This is a genomic window from Streptomyces sp. NPDC059398 (assembly GCF_042751845.1).
GTDB lineage: Bacteria > Actinomycetota > Actinomycetes > Streptomycetales > Streptomycetaceae > Streptomyces.
The window spans coordinates 45663-63437 of the sequence record NZ_JBHYWP010000041.1 but is presented as its reverse complement, the minus strand read 5'-3'; the positions used below and the strand labels follow the sequence as shown (position 1 = coordinate 63437).

The following is a 17775-nucleotide window of genomic DNA, read 5'->3' as shown; positions in this document are numbered from 1 at the left end:
CTATCAGACTCTTTCGTGTCCGATTCCCGGCCGGCCGGGTGCTTTCCAGTTCCACGCTTTCGCGTTTCCCTTTCCGGCGATTCCGACTCTATCAGTCCTTTTCCCTCGCTCCGACCACTATTCCTACGGGCATGCAGAAATAGACTGGAGCTGAAGTCCTGGACTGTTTCGAGAGGCTACCGGCCCCCGACTTGATGTCGTGACGGGGCCAGGCAGGGGTTCGACAGTACAGCTCGCCCAGGGGCGAAGCAAATCGCTTGCGGTATCCACCGGCGTCTGTCAACCCGCCGCTCCCGTGCGGAACCGGGACTTACTATGACTTACCCTTCTGAAAGAGTACGCCGCCCTCTGAGAGGCCCCATATGACCAGCGTGACATCCCCGCTCGCCGGACGCGCGATTGGACTGGCCGCGGTGCCGGATCCCGTGTTCTCCGGCGCGATGGTGGGGCCCGGCACGGCCATCGACCCCGTACGCGAGCCGGCCGACGCGGTGTCGCCGGTCGACGGCATCGTCGTCTCCCTGCACCCGCACGCCTTCGTCGTCGTCGACGGAGAGGGCCACGGAGTACTGACCCACCTCGGCATCGACACCGTCCAGCTGAACGGCGAGGGTTTCGAACTGCTCGTCAACAAGGGGGACACCGTGCGGCGCGGACAGGCCCTGGTGCACTGGGACCCGGCAGGCGTCGAGGCCGCAGGCAAGTCCCCGATCTGCCCGGTCGTCGCGCTGGAAGCCACTGCCGACTCCCTCTCGGACCTGTCCGAGAGCGGCGATGTCGCGGTCGGCGGGTCTCTCTTCAACTGGCAGTGACTTCGGCGCCGTGAAGAGCGGTGCATCGGCCAACCACCCGGCGCCGGGGTGCGCCGCTACGGACGGAGACGGGTGACATGCAGACAACGCTGCGAGGCGTCGGGGTGAGCCACGGTGTGGCCATCGGCGAGGTCAGGCACATGGGTACGGCCGTTCTCGAACCGCCTGCCAAGCAGATCCCGGCGGAGGACGCGGAGCGCGAGCAGGGCCGCGCACGGCAGGCCGTGGAGGCTGTGGCCGCCGACCTCGTCGCGCGCGGCAACCTGGCCGGGGGTGAGGCGCAGCATGTGCTGGAGGCCCAGGCCATGATGGCGCAGGACCCGGAGCTCAGTGCTGATGTTGACCGGCGTATCGCGGTGGGGAGTTCGGCCGAGCGCGCGGTGTACGACGCGTTCGCCTCGTACCGCGCCCTGCTGGCCGGCGCCGGTGAGTATCTGGCGGGCCGGGTCGCGGACCTGGACGATGTGCGGAACCGTATCGTCGCGCGGTTGCTGGGTGTTCCGATGCCGGGTGTGCCCGACAGTGACGAGCCGTATGTGCTGATCGCCCGGGATCTCGCCCCGGCCGACACGGCGCTGCTGGACCCCACGCTTGTGCTCGGGTTCGTGACCGAGGAGGGCGGGCCCACCAGCCACAGCGCGATCCTGGCGCGGTCGCTCGGTGTGCCGGCGGTCGTGGCGCTGCCCGGTGCGGGCGAGCTGGCCGAGGGCACGGTGGTGGCTGTCGACGGCAGCACCGGGGAGATCTTCGTCCGGCCGAGCGACGAGAAGCGCGCGGAGCTGGTGGACACGGCTGCGGCCCGCAAGGCGGCGCTCTCCGCGGCCACCGGTCCTGGCGCCACGTCGGACGGTCACAAGGTGCCGCTGCTGGCGAACATCGGCGGGCCCGGTGATGTCGCCGCCGCTCTGGAGGCGGGCGCCGAGGGTGTCGGGCTCTTCCGGACCGAGTTCCTGTTCCTGGACGACTCCGCGAACGCGCCGTCGCAGGAGAAGCAGGTCGAGGCGTACCGCTCGGTGCTCGAAGCGTTCCCGGAGAGCCGCGTTGTCGTACGGGTGCTGGACGCCGGGGCCGACAAGCCGCTGGACTTCCTGACGCCGGCCGACGAGCCGAACCCCGCCCTCGGGGTGCGGGGTTTGCGGTCGCTGCTCGACCATCCGGATGTGCTGCGCGCCCAACTGGCGGCTCTGGCCAGGGCGGTTGAGGGGCTTCCGGTGTATCTGGAGGTCATGGCCCCGATGGTGGCGGACCGGGCCGATGCGAAGGCGTTCGCCGACGCCTGCCGGGAAGCGGGGCTGCATGCGAAGTTCGGTGCGATGGTGGAGATTCCGTCCGCCGCGCTGCGGGCGCGCTCCCTGCTGCGCGAGGTCGAGTTCCTGTCGCTGGGCACCAATGACCTGGCGCAGTACACCTTCGCGGCGGACCGCCAGGTCGGTGCGGTGTCGCGGCTGCAGGATCCTTGGCAGCCCGCGCTGCTCGACCTGGTGTCGATGGCCGCCGAGGCGGCGAAGGCCGAGGCCAAGAGCTGTGGTGTCTGCGGTGAGGCCGCGTCCGATCCGACCCTCGCCTGTGTGCTCGCCGGTCTCGGGGTGACCAGCCTTTCCATGGGCGCGGCTGCCATCCCCTATGTCCGCACCACGCTGGCGCAGCACACTCTCGCCCAGTGCGAGCGTGCGGCGTCCGCGGCGCGCGCCGCGGACTCGGCGGACGAGGCACGGCTGGCCGCTCAGGCGGTGCTGTCCGGCGAGTAGCCGGGCTGCGCACCGCGGTATTCCGTACCGGGGTGCCCGAGGGGCTTCCTGCCGTGTGGTCGGCGGGGAGCCCCTCGGCTGTTGCCGGGACAATGGGCCCGGTGGTTGACGGACAGTGCGGTGGGCCGTCGGTCGGGTGGTGGTCGGTGGGGCTCTGCCGTCAGTGGTGGGCGCCGTCGTCGGGGATCGGATATCCCGCGCAGTAGTCGACGCCCGGCTCCGGTGGGACCGGGTCGCCGGTGTCGGCGTCCGTGCAGTAGGCGCTGAACACCTCTCCCGCGGTGAGCGGCAGCAGTCGGCCGCGCTGGAGCCGCCAGCCGCGGACCCGGTCGTCCTGGCCGGGGGCCGTCGTACGGACGACGGTGCCGCCGGGGCTCTCCAGGGCCATGCCGGCGGCGAGGACCGTCACGAAGGCGGTGCCCTCGGTGCGGTCGAGCCGGATGCCGGGGTCTTCGCCGCTCTCGGCGTGCAGGACGGCGATGAGCGGTTCGTCCTCGGTGGGGATGCTGCAGACGAGATGGTGGACTCCGGCCCCCGCGCCGTCCAGCAGGCTCTTCAGTGCGCGCGATGCCCGGTCGAAGGAGGCCGTGCCGACGTTCCGGCCGCAGTCGGCGCACTCCCCCGCATCGGCCAGCACCAGCGTCGCGTACTCCAGGGTGGCCCGGCACACCGCGGCGTTGACCAGGAGCGGGACCAGCCGGTCGATGGGCTGGCCGGTGTACGGGACGGTCGCCCCGTCCGCCGCGATGCCCGCGGTGAAGCGTGTCCGGCTCTCCGCCGAGTCCGGGTCGAGGCCGGCCGCCGTGCAGAACTCCTCGTACTCCTCGGGGTCGAAGAGGGCGACCGTCGTGTGCACCTCCTCGGCGGTGAGGGACCGCAGCAGGCCCTCCACCTGCTGGAGATAGGCCGCGTGGTCGTCGAAGGTGAAGGTGCGGTAGCGCCGCATGGCCGCGAAGTCCTGCTCGTCGGCCAGCAGGCCGACGGTGCTGGGTGCCTCGCGGCGCAGTGCCCGCCGCATGGATCCGGTCCGGTGTGTCTGCGCCATGACTCCCCCTGAGCGCGATCGATCATTGCTCACTCACAGTAACCGTGGGCACTGACAACGGCGTTGCGGACAGCCGGGAGCGCACCAGACGGCTCTGGGCCGCACAGGTCACGACAACGCCTGCGGCGAGCACGGGCCATCCTGGCGGGCCTGCGGCGATGACCGCGGTGACGAGCAGCGGGCCGCCGCTGCGCTGGGCGGACTGGGCGAGGCCGTGCACTCCGAGGTAGGCGCCCTGCGCACCGTCGGCAGCGAGGGTCACGGAGAGTTCCCAGGAAGCCGTGGCGTGCAGCATCTCCGCGACAGTCAGCGCGATCGCGGCGATGAGCAGTGCGGTGACGGCCGCCCGGGTGCCGCCGTGCGACGACGCCGTCATCGCGAGGCAGCCGACGGTGAACGCGCCGGCCAGCGGCATCAGGAGGGCGCGGGCGGATCTCGGGGAGGTGGCGAAGCGGGAGAGCGGTACCTGGCAGCAGACGACCATGACGCAGTTGAGGACCATCAGCAGGGGTGCCAGGCCGTGCGGGGCGGCGGTGGCGTGGACGATCCACAGCGGCATGCCGACCTGCAGCACGGCGTCGTCGAGGAAGAGCATCGTCTCGGTCGCGGTGAAGAGGAGGTACGTGCGGTCGCGCCAGGGGTTGGGCTGCGGGGCCCGGGGCGCCCGCTCCCCGGAACCCGTGACGACCCGGGTGGGGGCCGGTGGTTCACCGCAGCGGAGGGTGAGGGCGGCGACCACGGCGTAGGAGACGGCGTTGCCGATGAGCAGGCTGTCGTAGGCGTGGGTGGTCCCGATGGAGAGGGTGACGGCTGCGGCAAGGCCGCCGATGGCCCAGCCCGCGTTGGAGACCGTGCGCTGGACAGCCTGGTAGCGGATGCGGTCGGCGCCGCCGACCCGGGCCGAGTAGAGCTTGGTGAGGACGTTGGAGCCTCGGTCGCCGAGACTGCCTGCCGCGGAGCAGAGGAGCATCAGCGTGAAGTCGTGGGTGGTGAGCAGGGCGAGCAGGGCCAGTGCCTGCAGTAGCTGGGCGGCCACCAGAACGCGGGTGAGGCGGTACCGGTCGGCGAGATGGCCGGCGAGTGGTGCGCCCGCGATGCCGGCGGCTCCGGAGACGCCCATGAGGACGCCGACCTCGGCGACCGGGAGGCCGGCGACGAGCGTGAAGTAGAGGGCGGCGGCGCCCATCCAGAGCCCGGTGCCCACCTTGTTGATGAGGCTGATCCAGAGCATGCGGCGGCCGTCATCGCCGCCCGGGATGCGTGCGTACAGTGCCGCTCGGCGCCTGCTCGGACTCACTGTTCCCCCTTGACCTAATTTACGTATTGATACATACTCTGCTACGTGGCAACACAATATGGGATCAGTGGAACGACGGCCAGGGAGATTTCCGCTTCGGTCGAACACGGTGTGGCCGAGGGCCTGTTGGGGCCGGGGGCCGCGCTGCCTCCGGTGCGCAGGCTGGCCGAGGGACTCGGCGTGAGTCCCGGCACGGTGGCGACGGCGTACAAGGAGCTGCGGCAGCGGGGCATCGTGGTCACGCGCGGGCGCGGCGGCACGGTGGTGGCGCAGGCGCCCGCGGTGGGCTCGCGGCGGCCGCCGAAGGTGCCGCCGGGGGTGCGTGATCTGGCCGGCGGCCATCCGGACCCGGCGCTGCTCCCCGTACTGCTGCCGCCCGGCCCGGTGGATCCCGTGCGGGGTTCGTACCGGGGGTCGCCGCGGCTGCCCGCCCTGGAGGAGCTGGCGCGGGAGTGGCTGGCGCGGGACGGGGTACCGCACGAGCGGGTGACGTTCTCGCACGGGGCGCTCGACTGCATGGCCCGGCTGCTCTCGGTGGAGCTGAGACCGGGTGACACCGTCGCCGTCGAGGATCCGGGCTTCCATCATCTCCTCGATCTCGTACCGGCGTTGGGGCTGCGGACGGCCCCGGTCGCGGTGGACGACGAGGGGATCCGGCCGGAGGCCCTGCGGGCCGCGCTGCGGGCCGGTGCGCGCGCTGTGGTGTGCAGCCCGCGGGGGCAGAGTCCGGTCGGGGGCTGCTTCTCGGCGGAGCGGCGTGCGGCGCTCCTCGGCGTGCTGGCGGGGTTTCCCGATGTGCTGGTCGTGGAGGACGACCACAACGCGGATGTGGCGGACGCGGCGGCGTTCCCGCTGGCGGCGGGCGGTCTGGAGCGGTGGGCGCATGTGCGGACCGTCTCCAAGCATCTGGGGATCGATCTGCGCTGGGCCGCGGTGGCCTGCGACGCGACGACGCTGGCCCGTCACGACGGCCGGATGCTGCTGACCTCCGGCTGGGTCAGCCATCTCCTCCAGGAGACGGTCGCGCGGGCGATGTCCGACCGGTCGGTGTGCGCACTGGTGGCGCGGGCCGCGGAGACGTACACGGAGCGCAGGCGGACGCTGCTCGCCCGGCTCGGGGAGCTGGGGATCGCGGGGCACGGGGCGAGCGGGCTCGGTGTCTGGGTGCCGGTGCGGGACGAGTCGGCTGTGGTCAACGGGATGCGCTCGCGGGGCTGGTGGATCGCGGCGGGGGCCCGGTTCCGTATCGCCTCTCCCCCGGCCGTACGGATCACGACGGCCGCCCTGGCCGGACCGGACGCGGCGGCGCTGGCCTCGGACTTCGCGGCTGTGCTGGGTGAGTCCGAGGCCATGTACGGGGGTTAGCGCACCAGGGCGGTGCGGGCGTGGGTGGGTGGTCAGCCGCGGTCGCGGGCCAGCTTCTCGTAGAAGTGCAGCAGTTCGATGTTGTCGACCGAGCCGGGGTTGACCGCCTTGTCGAGCGCCGCACCCTGGAGCAGCCGCTTCACCGGGACCTCGATGCGTTTGCCGGTGAGGGTGTGCGGGACGCCCGGGACTTCGATGATGTCGTCGGGGACATGGCGCGGGGAGAGCTGCTCGCGGATGGTCTGCTTGATGCGCCCGCGCAGCCCGTCGTCGAGCGGGGTGCCGGGGGCGAGCTGGACGAAGAGCGGCATCCAGTAGCCGCCGTCGGGCTCCTCGACCCCGATGACCAGCGACTCGCGGACCTCGGGGAGCCGCTCGACCGCTTCGTAGATGTCGGCGGATCCCATCCGGACGCCCTGCCGGTTGAGGGTGGAGTCCGAGCGTCCGTGGATGATGACGGAGCCGTGGCCGGTGATCGTGATCCAGTCGCCGTGCCGCCAGACTCCCGGGTACATCTCGAAGTAACTGCCCGTGTAGCGGCTGCCGTCGGGGTCGTTCCAGAAGCGGATCGGCATGGACGGCATGGGGTTGGTGACGACGAGCTCGCCGACCTCGCCGATGAGCGGTCTGCCCTGCGGGTCCCAGGCCTGGAGGTCGGTGCCGAGGCAGGCGGCCTGGAGTTCGCCGATGTGGACCGGGAGGGTGGGGACCGCCCCCGCGAAGCAGCTGCAGACGTCCGTACCGCCGCTGACCGAGGCGATCCAGAGGTCGTCGCCGACCGCCTCGTGGAGCCAGCGGAAGCCGTCGGGCGGAAGCGGGGAGCCGGTGGTGGCGACGCACTTGACGCGGGAGAGGTCGTGGTCGCGGGCGGGGTGGACGCCCGCCTTGCGGCAGGCCATGACATAGGCGGCGGAGGTGCCGAAGAGGGTGGTGCCGGTGCGTTCGGCGATGCGCCACTGCGCGTCGGTGCCGGGGAAGCCGGGGCTGCCGTCGTAGAGGACGATCGTGGTCCCGGTGAGCAGGCCGGAGACGAGGAAGTTCCACATCATCCAGCCGGTCGACGTGTACCAGAAGAAGCGGTCGCCCGGGCCGAGGTCGCAGTGCAGACCGAGCTGTTTGAGGTGCTCGATCAGGATGCCGCCCTGGGACTGCACGATGGCCTTGGGGAGCCCGGTGGTGCCCGATGAGTAGAGCACCCAGAGCGGGTGGTCGAAGGGGACCTGTTCGAACACCGGCTCCGCTTCGCCGGATGTGACGGCCGACCAGTCGAGCGCGCCGTCCGGGGCCGGGGTACCGAGCAGCGGGATGTGGATCACGGCGCGCACGGTGGGGAGTTCGGCCCGGACCTCGGCGACGGTGTCGCGCCGGTCATGGGTCTTGCCGCCGTACCGGTAGCCGTCCACGGCGAACAGGACGACCGGCTCGACCTGCTGGAAGCGGTCCAGCACACCACGGGCGCCGAAGTCGGGGGCGCAGGAGGTCCAGACCGCGCCGACCGCCGCGGTGGCGAGCAGCGCGGTGACGGCCTGCGGGATGTTGGGCAGATAGCCGCTGACGCGGTCGCCTGGGCGTACGCCCAGGGCTCGCAGTTCGGCCGCGAGCGCTCCCACCTGGCGGCGCAGTTCGGACCAGCTGACGGGCTGTGGACCCTGGCGCTCGTCGACGTACAGCAGGGCGGGCTCCTGTGCGCGTGCCGGGTCCGCGGCGGTTCGCAGGGCGTGCTCCGCGTAGTTGACGGTGGCTCCGGGGAACCACTGGGCGCCCGGCATGGAGCGGTCGGCGAGCACGCTCTCGTACGGGGTGTCGAACCGGATGCCGAACCAGTCGGCGACCGCCTGCCAGAAGGTGGCGAGCTCCTCGACCGACCAGCGGTGCAGGGCCTCGTATCCACCGTCGGCGGGTGCACCGTACCGCTCGGCGGCCCACGCCTGGAAGCGGGTGATCCTGGCGCCGTCGATCCGTTCCTGGCTGGGCTGCCAGAGGGGCGCGGCGTTCGATGGGTTCATGGGGCGGCTCCCGGGCTGTACGCGTGGTGTCGCGTGTGGGCGCGCACGTGCGAGGGGTGTGCGCGTGACACGGCTGGCAGCGACGATGCCATGTGATCGTCCCGCGCACCAGGGCGGGCCTGCGGCGCCGGCATCGTGAACATCTGGTCAAGGACGAGGTGAACGACGGTTGAACGAGCCTCGCCCGCCGGTTCCGGGGTGGCAGGGTGATCGTCATGGACGGTCGCGGCCTGGTCCGCTCGGTGAAGGCGTTCGGTTCGGCTCGTGGGCGGCTCGCCCTGCGCACCGCGCTGCGCGGACGGCGCGCGGACGCGGCTGAGCTCGCGCCGCGCGGCCGCGAGCGGGCGCGGGTGCCCGGTGCGGTGACCGGTGTGGAGCACCGGCCGGGCGGCGGTGTCATCCGGTTCACCCGCTCCGAGCTGCTGGTACGGGTCGCGGTGGGCGGGGCGGTCTTCTGGGGGTGGGACGGCGCTGAGCCGGAGCCGTCGTACGCGCTGGCCGACGGGTGTCCCGATGCGGATCCCCGGGCGGTGCTCGAACCGGACACGGCCGGCGGGTGGCGGGTGGTCTCGGAGCGGCTGACCGTCGTGGTGTCCCGGCAGGGCGCGGTGGAGCTGCTCACGCCGGGCGGTGTGCGGATCCGCCGTGAGCTGCCGCCGCGCTGGTGGGAGCCGGTGTCGGGTGGCGCGGCCCGCTGGGTGCAGCGGGCCGAGGTGCCCGCCGACGCGCGCTTCTTCGGTCTCGGCGGGCGGGCGTCGGGGCCCCGGCTGCGGGACGGCACGTACCGGCTGTGGAACACCGATCCGCGCGGTGGCTTCGGACCGGGCGACGATCCGCTGTACATCACCATGCCGGTCCAGCTGGTGGTGGCCGACGCCGGGGCCCATCTGGTCTTCCACGACAACACCCGGGACGGCCTGGTGGTGCTGGCCGAGGGCCGGGAGGGGGCGGGATCGGGACATGACAGGCCGGGCTCCAGTGAGGTGCGGATGGCCGGCGGCCCGCTGCGCTGCTGGGTGGTGGCAGGCACTCCGGCGCGGGTCCTGCTGGGCTGGACGGCGCTGACCGGCCGGCCCGCGCTGCCGCCGTCCTGGGCGCTGGGGCCGCAGCACGCCCGGTGGGGTTTCGGCAGCGCCCGGGAGGTGCGCAGGGTCGTCGCCGGATACCGGGAGCACGGGCTGCCGCTGACGGCGCTGCATCTGGACATCGACCACTACGACCGGCACCAGGTGTTCACGGTCGACAGCGGGCGGTTCCCGGATCTGCCCGGACTCGCCGAGGAGCTGCGGCGGGACGGCGTACGGCTGGTCTCGATCGTCGATCCGGCGGTGAAGGCCGACCGGCGCAACCGCGTGTACGGGGAGGGGCTGGCCGCTGACGCCTTCGTCAGGGATGCCCGGGGCGCCGCGGTGCGCGGGGTCGTGTGGCCGGGTGAGTGCGTCTACCCCGATTTCACGGCGCCGTGGGTGCGGGACTGGTGGGGCGGGCTGTACGCGGAGCGGCTCGCGCAGGGGTTCAGCGGTTTCTGGCACGACATGAACGAGCCCGCCTCCATGCTGCCGTTCGGGGATCCGACGCTGCCGCTTTCGTCGCGGCACGATCTGGAGGGCCGTGGCGGCGACCACCGGGAGGCCCACAACGTCTACGGTCTGGCGATGGCGCGGGCCGGTTACGAGGGGCTGCGGGCGCTGCGCCCCGACGAGCGGCCCTTTCTCTTCTCCCGTTCCGGGTGGGCGGGGATGCAGCGGTACGGCGGCACCTGGTCGGGCGATGTGACGACCGGGTGGGCGGGGCTGCGTGCCTCGCTCTCGCTGGTGCTGGGGCTCGGTCTGTGCGGGGTGCCGTACTCGGGCCCCGACGTGGGCGGCTTCGACGGCAGCCCCTCCCCCGAGCTGTATCTGCGCTGGCTCCAGCTGGCCGCCTTCCTGCCGCTGCTGCGCACGCACTCGGCGATCCTGGCCGGGCGCAGGGAGCCGTGGGAGTTCGGCGCGCGGACACTGGAGCACGCGAGGGCGGCGCTCATCGAACGGGAGCGGCTGCATCCGTACTTCGTGACGCTGGCGCATGTCTCCCGGCTGACCGGCGCCCCGTATGTGCGGCCGGTCTGGTGGAGCGCGCCGGAGGACCGCGCCCTGCGGGACTGCGACGACGCCTTTCTGCTCGGTGACAGTCTGCTGGTGGCGCCGGTGCTCGACCGGGGCGGCGACCGGCGGGCGGTGCGGCTGCCGCGGGGGCGCTGGTACGACACGGCGACCGGTGCGGCGTACGAGGGGCCGGGGCAGGTGGTGCTGGAGGCGCCGCTGTCACGGGTGCCGGTGCTGGCGCGGGCCGGTGCGGTGATTCCGGTACGGGTCGATGGCGGCGGTACCGGGCTGGAGGTCTGGGCGCCGGCGGCCGGGCGTACCGGGGGCGGGGTGGTCGTGCGGGACACCGGCGACGGGTGGGCGGAGCCGGAGGTCGAGCGCTACACGGCCTCGCTGGAGGACGGGCGGGTCGTGGTCGGGCGCGTGGTGGCGGAGGGCGAGGTGGAGCCGGGGTGCCCGGTGCGGGTGCGGGGGCTGGGGGCGTAGGGCGGGGCGCGGCAGCGGCTTCTGGCCGTTCCGTGGAGTTCAGCGGTGATCCGGGGCCGGCCGGGCCTCAGCCGTACTGCCCGGCGAACCAGCGCCGTACGACCGCGGTGTGCAGCGGGAAACAGAGGTCGGTGGGGGCCCGCAGGATGTGCCGGCCGGCTGTCTCGTCGGTGGGAACGGACGGCGGGAGTGTGTCCGCCGCGCACTCCGGGAGCAGGCCGAAGAGCAGCAGATGCCCGTCGGGTGAGCTGCGTGCGTCGGCCAGCCGTACGTCCTGCTGCCGGGCGGCGATGCCGGTCTCCTCACGCAGCTCGCGTACGACGGCGTGCTGCCATGTCTCGGTGCCGTCGACGAAGCCGCCGGGCAGGGCGATGCCGCCGGCCTGCGGTTCGTTGGTCCGGGTGATGACGGTGAGCCCGGCGCCCCGCGCGTCCCGTACCGGCAGCAGTGCCACGGCGACGGGCAGCGGGTTGCGGTAGGCGGTGGTCCCGCAGGACGGGCAGGTCCGGGGCCATCCGGCGGTGGCGAACGGGGCGCCACAGGCCGAACAGTGGGAATCCCTGGGGGGCTTGGCGGCAGGCTGCTCGTTCATGAGCGCGGACTGTAGCCGACCGAATCCCTTTGCGCACGCGGTCGTACGAAGGGTCGGGCGGCGCGGTCACCGACCATGATGGGGCGGTCGTCGAAACGCCGTTCAGAACACGTGGGGCGGGGTGGTGGACGCCGGTACACCGGCGTTGAACCGGGTGTCGACGAACTGGGAGAACCTGAACGGCTTCGGTATCAGCTCCAGGCGAGCGAACTCGTCCGCGATCTGCTGCTCCGATGCGATGGCGGCCCGGTCCAAGGCGACCCGTACCGTCGTGCCCGACGTCCGGCGCACCGCGTCCAGCGCCACCTTGTACGGCACTCCCGTGTCCTTCGACCACACCTTCGCCCACTGCTGCGGGTGCTGGTAGACCCACTTCCGGGCGCGCTGCAGCCGCTGCAGGTAGTCCTTCATGGCCGCCGACTTCCCCTTGTCCGCCAGCGCCGAGGGGGCGGCGACATCGAAGGTGAGGCCGTTGACCAGGCCCTGTCCGCTCACCAGGACCCGGGCGTTCCCACCGTCCAGCGCCTGCGTGGTGGTCGGGTCGGCCGCCGCCCAGGCATCGACGTCTCCCCGCTTGAAGGCGGTCTTCGCCTCTGCGGACTGGAGGTAGTCGGCCTTCACGTCCTTGACCGGCATTCCGGCCTTCTTGAGGACGGAGAGCAGCAGGTCGTGCCCGGTGGTGCCCTGCATCACCGCGATCTTCTTGCCCTTGAGGTCCTGGACCTTCTTCAGCGGCGAGTTCTTCGGCACCAGGATGGCCGTACCCGCGACCGAGCTGTGCATCGCGCCCACGACCGTGATCTTCGATTTGGACGCGGCGGCGAACACCGGCGGTGTGTTGCCGGTCCAGCCGAGGTCGACCGCCTTGGCGTTGACGGCTTCGAGGAGCAGCGGCCCGGAGGCGAAGTTCGACCAGTGGATCTTGTACGGCAGGTTGTCCAGTTCGCCGGAGGCTTCCAGCATGGCCCGGTCGCCGCCGGTCTGGTCGCCGACGTTGAGCGTGGTCCCGGTGTGTGCCGGCTTCCCTCCGCACGCCGCGGTCAGCAGAGCGAACGGGATGAGCAGGGCGCCGAGGCAGCGTCGTTTCACGGGGAGTCCTTCTTCGGGTCGAGTGGAGGTGTCCGGGGGGCTGTTGGGGGGAATCAGGAGGGGGTCGGGGTCGCCACCACGCCGAGCCCGGTCAGCAGCCCGGCACGCAGCAGGGTGAACTCAGGCGCTCCCACGTCGCGGGGGCGCGGAAGGGCCACCGGTTGCACATGGGCGATGACGCCGTCCTGCATCACCAGGACCCGGTCGGCCAGCAGCAGCGCTTCCTCCACGTCATGCGTGACGAGCAGCACGGCGCAGCCCCTGCGCTGCCACACCTCGGCCACCTGCTGCTGCGCTCTGATCCGGGTGAGTGCGTCGAGTGCGCCGAACGGTTCGTCGAGCAGCAGGAGGTCCGGTTCGCGGACCAGCGCCCGTGCCAGTGAAGCGCGTTGGGCCTCACCCCCGGAGAGCGTCTTGGGCCAGGCATCGGCCCGGTGCTCCAGGCCGACCTCGGCCAGCGCCCGTACCGCGGTCTCCCGGGCGGGGCGGCCGGGCAGGCCCAGCACGACGTTGCGCCACACCCGTTTCCACGGCATCAGGCGGGGCGCCTGGAAGGCCACCGCCCGGCGGCGGGGCACGAGCACGGTGCCGTCGATGTCCCGGTCGAGTCCGGCGAGTATCCGCAGCAGTGTGCTCTTGCCGCAGCCACTGCGCCCGAGCAGAGCCACGAACTCGCCGGGCCGTACCGCGAGTTCCAGCTTGTCGAGGACGGGCCGGCCGTCGAAGGACCGGGTCAGACCGGTGATGTCGACGACCGCCCGGTCGGCGGTCAGTTCCCCGTGAACGTGGGTCGCCATTGCAGCAACAGCCTTTCCAGCGTACGGACGACGAGATCGGCGGCCAGGCCGAGGAAGGCGTAGACGATCAGGCAGACCACGATGACGTCGGTGCGGTAGTACTCGCGGGCCTGGTCCATCAGGAAGCCGATGCCGTCGCCCGCGTTGACCGTCTCGCCGAAGACCAGGGCCAGCCACGCCGAGCCCAGCGCGAAGCGCAGCCCGGTCAGGGCTCCGGGCAGCGCTCCGGGCAGCACGACATGGCGGATCAGGCCGAAGCGGCCCAGGCCCAGCGTGGCACCGGCCTCGATCAGTTGCTCGTCCACGCCCCGGATCCCGGCGTGGGTGTTGATGTAGAGGGGGAAGGCCGTGGCGAGGGCGATCAGCGCCACCTTGACCGTCTCGTCGATACCCAGCCAGACGATCAGCAGCGGGATGAGCCCGGCGAACGGCACCGCGCGCAGCATCTGCACCACCGCGTCGATCAGGTCCTCGCCGATCCGCAGCAGCCCCGACAGCAGCCCCAGCCCGCCCCCGGCCGTCACACCCAGCACCAGTCCGACGGCGACGCGTTGCACCGAGACCGCCATCGCGGACGGCAGCGTGCCGTCGGAGATCAGCCCGCCGGCGGTACGGGCGATGGTGCCGGGGGAAGCGAGGATGTCCGACGGGAGTGCCCCGGTGGCGCTGAGCACCAGCCACAGGATCAGCAGCAGCGCGGGCCCGGTGGCACGTCGGAGCCAGCGTGGCAGGCTGCGGCGCCGGGACGATGCGGAGACGATGGGTTCCAGGTCGACGCCCGCCGCGCCGAGTGCGGCTGCCCCCTCGGCTTCAGGAGCCTGGGCCGAAATGATGGGTATGCCCTTTCCAGGGATTTTTTCGTTGGTACTCATGAGGGCTCCACGTCGGTACAGGAGGGCGCGGACCCGCGGCGCGGCGTGCGCGGGCGGCTGCCGGGGTGCTGACGGCGGAGTGCCGTCGCGGCCCGGGGCGCGGACGGGGAGCGGTGGGGAGCCTGGAGGCGTCGGCAGTCGCGGCAGCGTACGGGGAGGTCACGCTCAGCGGGTCAAAGTGACCGCCCGTGGAAAACATCTGGTAAATGCGACATGAACACGGGGCAGAAGCTAGCAGATGGGAACCTCACGCGGTCAACGGTGTCTCGCCCATCGGACGACACCCGGCGTCCATGGGACGGGATGGTCCGGTGCCGGATACCGGAGGAAGAGGCCGGACGGCCCCGGGCCAGGGGGCACGGCCTGCGAGTGCATCGGGAGACGCACGGCCGAGGTGGGATCCCGCGGTTACGGGTGGGGCGCCGCGGCTCGGACAGCGGGGATCCCTGGCAGGCCCACGAGCGATCCGTCGCGCGCGGACCGGAGCCGATCACCCTTCCCCTCCGGGCCGTTCACCTGATAGATGGAATGCCCATGACACGACTGACCCGCACCGTACGGTCCCTGGCCGCCGCCGCCCTGCTCGCCGTCGTCTCGGCAACGCCCGCCGCCAGGGCGCAGCAGGAGCCGCGGGCGCCGCGGGACTTCGTCGCGCTGAGCGCCGTGGACCCGACGATCATCCAGGAGATGCGGTATCCGTACGAGCACAACTTCACGGGTGCCCCGGTCGACGGATACGAGCAGCCGCTGTGCATCCTCACCCGCCCCGCCGCACAGGCCCTGCACCGGGCCCAGACGAAGCTGCTGCGCCGCGGGTATTCGCTGAAGGTCTACGACTGCTACCGGCCGCAGCGGGCCGTCGACCGCTTCGTGCGCTGGGCCGAGGACCCGGACGCCCTGGCGATGAAGGCGGAGTTCTATCCCCGGGTCGACAAGTCCCGGCTCTTCGCCGACGGTTACATCGCCGAGAAATCCGGCCACAGCCGCGGCAGCACCATGGATCTCACCCTGGTGAAGCTGCCTGCCCTGCCGACCCGCCCGTACCACCACGGCCAGCGGCTCGCCCCCTGCTACGCCCCGAAGGCGCAGCGCTTCCCGGACAACTCGATCGACATGGGAACCGGCTTCGACTGTTTCGACACCCTCGCACACACGGACGCCCCTCGGATCAAGGGCGTCCAGCGCGCCCACCGCGACATGCTGCGGACCGCACTCGACGCCGAGGGCTTCGTCAACCTCCCCGAGGAGTGGTGGCACTTCACCTACCAGCCGGAGGCGTACCCGGACCGCTACTTCGACTTTCCGGTCAGCCGGCGCTCGGTGGCCGGGCATCGCTGATGCTGCACGAAACCGGTGTCGCGCATGCCCCGTTCGGCATTCGGCAATAACCTGGAGGCATGGCCGAACTGGAGACCCGCGAGCTTGAGTACTTCATCGCCCTGGCCGAGGAGCTGCACTTCGGCCGGGCCGCCGAGCGGCTCTCGATCGCCCAGCCGGCGCTGTCGAAGGCGATCCGGCGGATCGAGAACCGGCTCGGTGTCCCGCTGTTCGTACGCTCCAGCCGCCATGTCGGACTCACCCCGGCCGGGGAGGCGTTGCAGGAACACGGGCGGCACGCGCTCAACGCGGTCGGCGCCGCCGCCCGGAACGCCCGGCGCGCCGGCGACACCGGGGACCAGCTGCGGCTGGTGCTCAAGCCGGGCGGTGACGCAGGGCTGCTCTCCGGGATCCTGGCCGAGTACGCCCGCCGGCCCGATGCCCGCCGGGTGGACATCCTGTTCAGCGGGCCCGCCGACCGGACCGGCTTCCTGCGTGACGGGCGGGCCGACGTCGGTCTGCTCTACGCCCCGTTCGACGAACTCGGCGGCCTGGCCCACGAGACGCTGCACACCGAGGACCGTGTGGCGGTCCTTCCGTCCGCGCACCGGCTGGCCGGGCGCGCCTCGGTACGGATGTCCGATCTGGCGGATGAGACGCTGCCGCGCTGGAAAGGGCTGGCCGGGGACGACGGCACGGGGCCCGAGGTGGCCGATGTGGTGCAGATGCTCCACATGATCACGGCGAACCGGATGATCGGGATGCTCCCCCGCTCACTGGTGGAGCCGGTCCCGGACGGCGTGACGCTGGTCCCGGTGACCGACGCCCCGCCCAGTCGCCTCGTGCTCGCCTGGAACGAGCGGGACCGCCGGCCGCTGGTCGCGTCCTTCGTGGCCGCCGCGCTCAGGGCCGCGCCGTCAAGGGAGCCGGCCGGAGACCGGCGCGGCTGACCTGCCGCCGGGCCGGTCCCGTACCCCCTTTCCGACCTCCCCGGCCGGCCGGGGGCCTTCCCGGCCGGCCACCGGGGTCACTTCCGCCAGAACAGATGGTGGGTCATCCCGCTCGGGCTGGGAACGACGTCCAGATGGAACCGGTCGCGCAGCTCGTCGGGGGAATCCCAGAGCCGCAGTCCTGACCCGAGCTTCACCGGCGAGACCGCCACATGCAGGGTGTCCACGAGGTCGGCGTCGAGGAACTCCCTGATGGTGGTGACCCCGCCGCCGAGCCGGACGTCCTTGCCCTGCGCGGCCTCCTTTGCCTGCTCCAGGACGGTGGCGGGGTCCGCTTCGACGAAGTGGAACGTGGTGTCGGAGAGTGTGAACGAAGGGCGGTGGTGGTGGGTCAGTACGAAGACCGGGGTGTGGAACGGGGGCTCGTCACCCCACCAGCCCTGCCACTCGTGGTCCTGCCAGGGGCCGCGCTGGGGGCCGAACTTGTTGCGCCCCATGATCTCGGCGCCGATGTTGTGCGCGAAGTCCCGCGTCAGATAGTCGTCCAGGCCCCGGCTCCCGCCCGGCTCGGTGCGGTTCGGCCAGCTCGCCGTGGCACCGGCCCAGGAGAACAGCTCCCCGGGATCGACATGACCGAACGGCCTTTCGAGCGTCTGGTCCTCGCCCGCGGCGACTCCGTCGCTGGAGACGGTGAAGTTCTGGACTCTCAGTAGCTGGGGCACGGTTCCTCCGGTGTGCTGTGTGTTGTCGGTATCGATAGTGAGACTCACCCGGGCGGGAAAACTCATCGCCACGTCGACGGCGGAGTAGCAGCAGAGTAAGGGAGCGGGGAGTAACGGGGTGGCGGAGTGACGGATGCCCCTTCTCCCGGTGCGCCCATGGCGCCTACCGTCTCCCCATGACGCAGCAGACATGTGATTCGTACGAGGAGTTCTGGCCCTACTACGTCGCGATGCACTCCCGGGCGGCGACCCGGTGGGTGCATCTGGCCGGCACGCTCACCGGGCTCGCCGTGACCGCCTACGGGCTTGCGCGGGGCCGGAAGCGGTATGCGGCCGCGCTGCCGCTCATCGGGTACGGGACCGCGTGGCCCGCGCACTTCCTCATAGAGGGGAACAATCCCGCGACCTTCGGCCACCCGGCCTGGTCGCTGCGGGGCGACGTACGCATGATCCGGACGATGCTGGCGGGCCGGGACCACGAACTGGCCGCCACCGCCGCGAAGTGGCTGGCGGAGAACGGCTGAACCCTGGGGCGCGGAGACGGGCCGAACCTGGGGGCACCGGAGAACGGCCGACAGGTGGCTCGCGGCGGC

15 protein-coding genes are annotated in these 17775 nt (G+C 71.9%); 7 read left to right on the top strand and 8 right to left on the bottom strand.

Annotated features, from left to right (window positions below; genetic code table 11):
• The first annotated feature begins 362 nt into the window (after positions 1–362).
• Positions 363–812: a PTS glucose transporter subunit IIA gene (locus tag ACFXBC_RS17100; RefSeq protein WP_385024312.1), complete on the top strand. Its 450-nt coding sequence runs from the start codon at positions 363–365 to the stop codon at positions 810–812.
• A gap of 77 nt (positions 813–889) precedes the next feature.
• Complete coding sequence (ptsP, locus tag ACFXBC_RS17095; protein ID WP_385024310.1) at positions 890–2560, top strand: phosphoenolpyruvate--protein phosphotransferase; 1671 nt, start codon at positions 890–892, stop codon at positions 2558–2560.
• A gap of 160 nt (positions 2561–2720) precedes the next feature.
• On the opposite strand, the gene ACFXBC_RS17090 is transcribed toward ptsP, so the two are convergent.
• Positions 2721–3605: a hypothetical protein gene (locus tag ACFXBC_RS17090; RefSeq protein ID WP_385024308.1), complete on the bottom strand. Its 885-nt coding sequence runs from the start codon at positions 3603–3605 to the stop codon at positions 2721–2723.
• 22 nt (positions 3606–3627) lie between these two features.
• Positions 3628–4836 (bottom strand): MFS transporter, encoded by a 1209-nt coding sequence (locus ACFXBC_RS17085; RefSeq protein WP_385024306.1) that lies wholly within the window; start codon positions 4834–4836, stop codon positions 3628–3630.
• 111 nt (positions 4837–4947) lie between these two features.
• On the opposite strand from ACFXBC_RS17085, the gene ACFXBC_RS17080 reads away from it, so the two are divergent.
• On the top strand, positions 4948–6267 hold the full coding sequence (locus ACFXBC_RS17080; protein ID WP_385024304.1) for a GntR family transcriptional regulator: 1320 nt from the start codon (positions 4948–4950) through the stop codon (positions 6265–6267).
• 32 nt (positions 6268–6299) lie between these two features.
• Here ACFXBC_RS17080 and ACFXBC_RS17075 read toward each other — a convergent pair whose 3' ends face one another.
• Positions 6300–8273, bottom strand: coding sequence for an acetoacetate--CoA ligase (locus ACFXBC_RS17075; protein WP_385024301.1), 1974 nt, complete (start codon positions 8271–8273; stop codon positions 6300–6302).
• A 215-nt stretch (positions 8274–8488) separates the two neighbouring features.
• Here ACFXBC_RS17075 and ACFXBC_RS17070 point away from each other — a divergent pair, with 215 nt between their 5' ends.
• A complete protein-coding gene (locus tag ACFXBC_RS17070) occupies positions 8489–10843 on the top strand; it encodes a glycoside hydrolase family 31 protein (protein WP_385024299.1) in 2355 nt (784 codons plus the stop codon).
• Between the two features lie 67 nt (positions 10844–10910).
• Here the strand turns inward: ACFXBC_RS17070 and ACFXBC_RS17065 are convergent, their stop codons facing one another.
• The 4 genes from ACFXBC_RS17065 to ACFXBC_RS17050 form a co-directional block, all read right to left on the bottom strand.
• Positions 10911–11435, bottom strand: a complete 525-nt coding sequence (locus tag ACFXBC_RS17065) for an NUDIX domain-containing protein (protein WP_385024297.1) — start codon at positions 11433–11435, stop codon at positions 10911–10913.
• A gap of 102 nt (positions 11436–11537) precedes the next feature.
• Positions 11538–12524, bottom strand: coding sequence for an ABC transporter substrate-binding protein (locus ACFXBC_RS17060; protein WP_385024295.1), 987 nt, complete (start codon positions 12522–12524; stop codon positions 11538–11540).
• Positions 12525–12577: 53 nt separating this feature from the next.
• The gene (locus ACFXBC_RS17055; protein ID WP_385024293.1) at positions 12578–13321 is read right to left on the bottom strand and encodes an ABC transporter ATP-binding protein; all 744 of its coding nucleotides are present in this window, start codon (positions 13319–13321) and stop codon (positions 12578–12580) included.
• A complete protein-coding gene (locus ACFXBC_RS17050; protein ID WP_385024291.1) occupies positions 13294–14193 on the bottom strand; it encodes an ABC transporter permease in 900 nt (299 codons plus the stop codon). The genes ACFXBC_RS17055 and ACFXBC_RS17050 overlap by 28 nt, the downstream gene beginning before the upstream one ends.
• A 534-nt stretch (positions 14194–14727) precedes the next feature.
• Between ACFXBC_RS17050 and ACFXBC_RS17045 the strand changes: the two genes are divergently transcribed.
• A complete protein-coding gene (locus tag ACFXBC_RS17045; protein ID WP_385024289.1) occupies positions 14728–15531 on the top strand; it encodes a M15 family metallopeptidase in 804 nt (267 codons plus the stop codon).
• A 59-nt stretch (positions 15532–15590) separates the two neighbouring features.
• Positions 15591–16460 (top strand): LysR family transcriptional regulator, encoded by an 870-nt coding sequence (locus ACFXBC_RS17040; protein ID WP_385024287.1) that lies wholly within the window; start codon positions 15591–15593, stop codon positions 16458–16460.
• Between the two features lie 77 nt (positions 16461–16537).
• Here the strand turns inward: ACFXBC_RS17040 and ACFXBC_RS17035 are convergent, their stop codons facing one another.
• Positions 16538–17182, bottom strand: a complete 645-nt coding sequence (locus ACFXBC_RS17035) for a dihydrofolate reductase family protein (protein WP_385024285.1) — start codon at positions 17180–17182, stop codon at positions 16538–16540.
• Positions 17183–17358: 176 nt separating this feature from the next.
• Between ACFXBC_RS17035 and ACFXBC_RS17030 the strand changes: the two genes are divergently transcribed.
• Positions 17359–17706: an Mpo1-like protein gene (locus tag ACFXBC_RS17030; protein ID WP_385024283.1), complete on the top strand. Its 348-nt coding sequence runs from the start codon at positions 17359–17361 to the stop codon at positions 17704–17706.
• The last annotated feature ends 69 nt before the right edge of the window (positions 17707–17775 follow it).

What these genes read in the sequence shown, in the direction of transcription:
- ptsP (WP_385024310.1), top strand. Translation starts at nt 890, where the DNA reads ATGCAGACAACGCTGCGAGGCGTCGGGGTGAGCCACGGTGTGGCCATC.
- ACFXBC_RS17075 (WP_385024301.1), bottom strand. Translation starts at nt 8,273, where the DNA reads ATGAACCCATCGAACGCCGCGCCCCTCTGGCAGCCCAGCCAGGAACGG.
- ACFXBC_RS17040 (WP_385024287.1), top strand. Translation starts at nt 15,591, where the DNA reads ATGGCCGAACTGGAGACCCGCGAGCTTGAGTACTTCATCGCCCTGGCC.
- ACFXBC_RS17100 (WP_385024312.1), top strand. Translation starts at nt 363, where the DNA reads ATGACCAGCGTGACATCCCCGCTCGCCGGACGCGCGATTGGACTGGCC.
- ACFXBC_RS17055 (WP_385024293.1), bottom strand. Translation starts at nt 13,321, where the DNA reads ATGGCGACCCACGTTCACGGGGAACTGACCGCCGACCGGGCGGTCGTC.
- ACFXBC_RS17030 (WP_385024283.1), top strand. Translation starts at nt 17,359, where the DNA reads ATGACGCAGCAGACATGTGATTCGTACGAGGAGTTCTGGCCCTACTAC.
- ACFXBC_RS17070 (WP_385024299.1), top strand. Translation starts at nt 8,489, where the DNA reads ATGGACGGTCGCGGCCTGGTCCGCTCGGTGAAGGCGTTCGGTTCGGCT.
- ACFXBC_RS17045 (WP_385024289.1), top strand. Translation starts at nt 14,728, where the DNA reads ATGACACGACTGACCCGCACCGTACGGTCCCTGGCCGCCGCCGCCCTG.
- ACFXBC_RS17090 (WP_385024308.1), bottom strand. Translation starts at nt 3,605, where the DNA reads ATGGCGCAGACACACCGGACCGGATCCATGCGGCGGGCACTGCGCCGC.
- ACFXBC_RS17065 (WP_385024297.1), bottom strand. Translation starts at nt 11,435, where the DNA reads ATGAACGAGCAGCCTGCCGCCAAGCCCCCCAGGGATTCCCACTGTTCG.
- ACFXBC_RS17085 (WP_385024306.1), bottom strand. Translation starts at nt 4,836, where the DNA reads ATGCTCTGGATCAGCCTCATCAACAAGGTGGGCACCGGGCTCTGGATG.
- ACFXBC_RS17050 (WP_385024291.1), bottom strand. Translation starts at nt 14,193, where the DNA reads ATGAGTACCAACGAAAAAATCCCTGGAAAGGGCATACCCATCATTTCG.